Below are 2,668 nucleotides of genomic sequence, written 5' to 3' on the forward strand. Positions count from 1 at the left end.
CCCCTACAAAGCGGTGTCGGCGCGTTGTTGTAGCCGCGCCGACACCGCTTTTTTAAATATCATAAAGAGAGTAAGAGAAACTAATTTTTCATAACTCTCTATTTATAAAGAAAAATCAGCAAAAACTTGTTTTTGCGTGGGGTGTGGTGCTTTTGGTGGTGAGAACCACCAACCTGTTGAGCCTTTTTGTGGAGTGGGTTAAATTATTTACGGATAAAGTCACCAGAGGTGGAAAAATGAAAAAATGGATGTTAGCCATCTGCCTGATGTTTATAAATGAGATCTGCCATGCCACTGATTGCTTTGATCTTGCAGGCCGGGATTACAAAATAGATCCTGATTTACTGAGAGCAATATCATGGAAAGAATCCCGTTACCGGGTTAATGCCATCGGTATTAATCCGGTAACGGGATATGGCAGCGGACTGATGCAGGTAGATTCCCAGCATTTTAACGAACTGGCCCGCTACGGAATTAAGCCGGAACATCTGACAACAGATCCCTGCATGAACATTTATACCGGTGCTTATTATCTGGCAATAGCATTTAAAAAATGGGGCGTCACCTGGGAGGCCGTTGGTGCATACAATGCCGGATTCAGGAAAACCGAACGCCAGAACCAGAGACGTCTTGCCTACGCATCAGATGTTTACCGGATTTATACTGGGATAAAAAGCAGTAAAGGTATCCGGCTTCCGGCCACGAAGAAATCACTTCCGGAAATTAACAGCGTGCAGAACAATTAATCTTACAGACATTGTCAGATACCGGTTATGCCGCAAAAGCGGCATGGAAGGCCACACACAAAAATATCATATGAGTGACAATACTGACTGGCCGAAGCCCCGCGAAGCGGGAACCCATCTTATATATACCCGGTAACTGCGCAGCCTCCTGCCAGACCATTTTTCGCGGGCACAATATTTACAGACAACCGGAAAGCCGGTTGATGAAATTGAGGTATATCAGACGACACAGCAATGCCGAAAAATGATAATATAAGTAAAGCCCCGAAAATTTTTTCGGGGCTTTACTTATATTATCATGACTTCCACTTTCTGAACTGTTCGGCAATCACCCATAACGCCTTGTTGATTCTTATATCACCATCAATACCTGTAATGGCTCTTGTCCTGGTATTTTTCCCGGAGGCACTTCGCCCCGATAATCCACCTTTTATCATATTCTCCTGAACCCGCTGCCAGGTTGTCCAGAGATCGTTCTGTTTGTCTTCCCGACGACGGGGAGTAATTATCTGTTCAGGTGTCACTGGCGTTTTATTTTCATCTTCATACCTGACCATCAGTGCAGCTCTGCCAAATAAATGTTGCTCGTCACTGTTAAGATGAATTTCTTTCATCGCCTCCATATTATCAGTGACCTTATCAAAGACACCGAGCACTTCATACGCTCCCTCGATAACCTGCCCGACAATATCACCTTTATGTGGAACGCGGATTTCGCCAAAATTATTTCCGCACACCAGGCCATTTGTGCAGACAAAACGAAAAATTCCGGGGATCATCTGATAACTGGATGAACCATCATGTGAATTAAGCAGGATAATTTCAGGAACTTCCTGTCCGTTAATATGCCCTTCCCTGCGAAGACGTAACATATGTTTACTGTATTCGCGACGTCCCAAATCACGAACCCGACTCTGACAGGCAAAGAATGGCTGGAAACCTTCATCACGTAACTTATTGATGATATTGATTGTTGGAATATACGTATAACGTTCACTCCGGGACTCATGTTTATCACCGGAAAATACCGAAGGCACGAACTGCATTAATTCATCATCCGTTAAAGGACGTTCACGGCGGATGGAATTATACCGACCAAAACGGGAAGCTAATCGCATAACAGCTACTCCTTTATGAAAGAATAAATTTAATAAAAAATTTTTCCGCTTAATATCATCCCCCCCCCGATCTCCATTAACAAGATTGCAACAATCAGGAGGGATATTCATCACATCCGGTCAGCAGATCGCCCGGATATCGAGGCCGGCACGCTTAATCTGACGCAGGAACTGTTTGAAGTGATCGGCTTCCGCAATGTTGATATGGCGGAACTGCTTATCCACACCCTGACTGAGCGCGTAGCTATAACTGAAGGCCATCTTTTCCGGGTGGCTTTTGCGATATTTTTTCAGCTCAGTCAGGCTGCTGAATTCCAGGACGTCCCACTCTTCCCCGGTGTTTTTTTCTTCCCGGCAACAAGAAGCGTGTACGACGCGGTGTTAACGTGGATATTTCGGGTACTCATCCTGCTTTCTCCTCTCTCTGGTTTTCAGCCCCCATCATCTGTTGAGTTTCGGGAGCCGCGGTTTTGACGTTTTGCGGGGACCTGCCTTTTGTTCCCTCCGGTATTCACCATCACCTGTTTGAGAACCTTCGCCGCATGGGGCATCACTGCCACGGCCGGAAACGACTGTCCGGGGGCAGACCGCAAAAGTTTTTGCCTGCTTCTGGGCAAAAAGTTTTGCGGGATGTGCATTTCACCCCTGGACTGGCGGAGACGGTTGTGGCTGTCTATGCCCCCGGCGACAGGGGCTTAAACAGGTGAATGGCACCGGACACAACAACGGGCAGGGACCCGCCGCAACGACGTGAAGCGCGGTTTGCGAAACGGCGTTGCGCCTTACATCCCGGCGGCCTTTTGC

General features: G+C 46.9%; 3 protein-coding genes and 2 pseudogenes. 2 read left to right on the top strand and 3 right to left on the bottom strand.

Annotated features, from left to right (window positions below):
- Positions 1-143: 143 nt before the first annotated feature.
- Positions 144-746 carry a transglycosylase SLT domain-containing protein gene (locus C7B16_RS23955; RefSeq protein ID WP_077633622.1) on the top strand — a complete coding sequence of 201 codons (603 nt, stop codon included), beginning with the start codon at positions 144-146 and terminating at the stop codon, positions 744-746.
- A 296-nt stretch (positions 747-1,042) separates the two neighbouring features.
- Here the strand turns inward: C7B16_RS23955 and C7B16_RS23960 are convergent, their stop codons facing one another.
- From C7B16_RS23960 to C7B16_RS25540, 3 genes and pseudogenes are all read right to left on the bottom strand, one after another.
- The gene (locus C7B16_RS23960) at positions 1,043-1,864 is read right to left on the bottom strand and encodes a DUF932 domain-containing protein (RefSeq protein WP_001234469.1); all 822 of its coding nucleotides are present in this window, start codon (positions 1,862-1,864) and stop codon (positions 1,043-1,045) included.
- A 120-nt stretch (positions 1,865-1,984) separates the two neighbouring features.
- Positions 1,985-2,271, bottom strand: a pseudogene (locus C7B16_RS23965) (hypothetical protein).
- Positions 2,272-2,295: 24 nt separating this feature from the next.
- Positions 2,296-2,502 (bottom strand): hypothetical protein, encoded by a 207-nt coding sequence (locus C7B16_RS25540; protein WP_000547968.1) that lies wholly within the window; start codon positions 2,500-2,502, stop codon positions 2,296-2,298.
- A 69-nt stretch (positions 2,503-2,571) separates the two neighbouring features.
- Between C7B16_RS25540 and C7B16_RS25545 the strand changes: the two are divergent.
- Positions 2,572-2,668 (top strand): annotated as a pseudogene (locus C7B16_RS25545) (hypothetical protein); the annotation flags it as partial.

Source organism: Escherichia sp. 20412-1 (genome assembly GCF_003027595.1).
Classification (GTDB): Bacteria; Pseudomonadota; Gammaproteobacteria; order Enterobacterales; family Enterobacteriaceae; genus Escherichia; species Escherichia marmotae.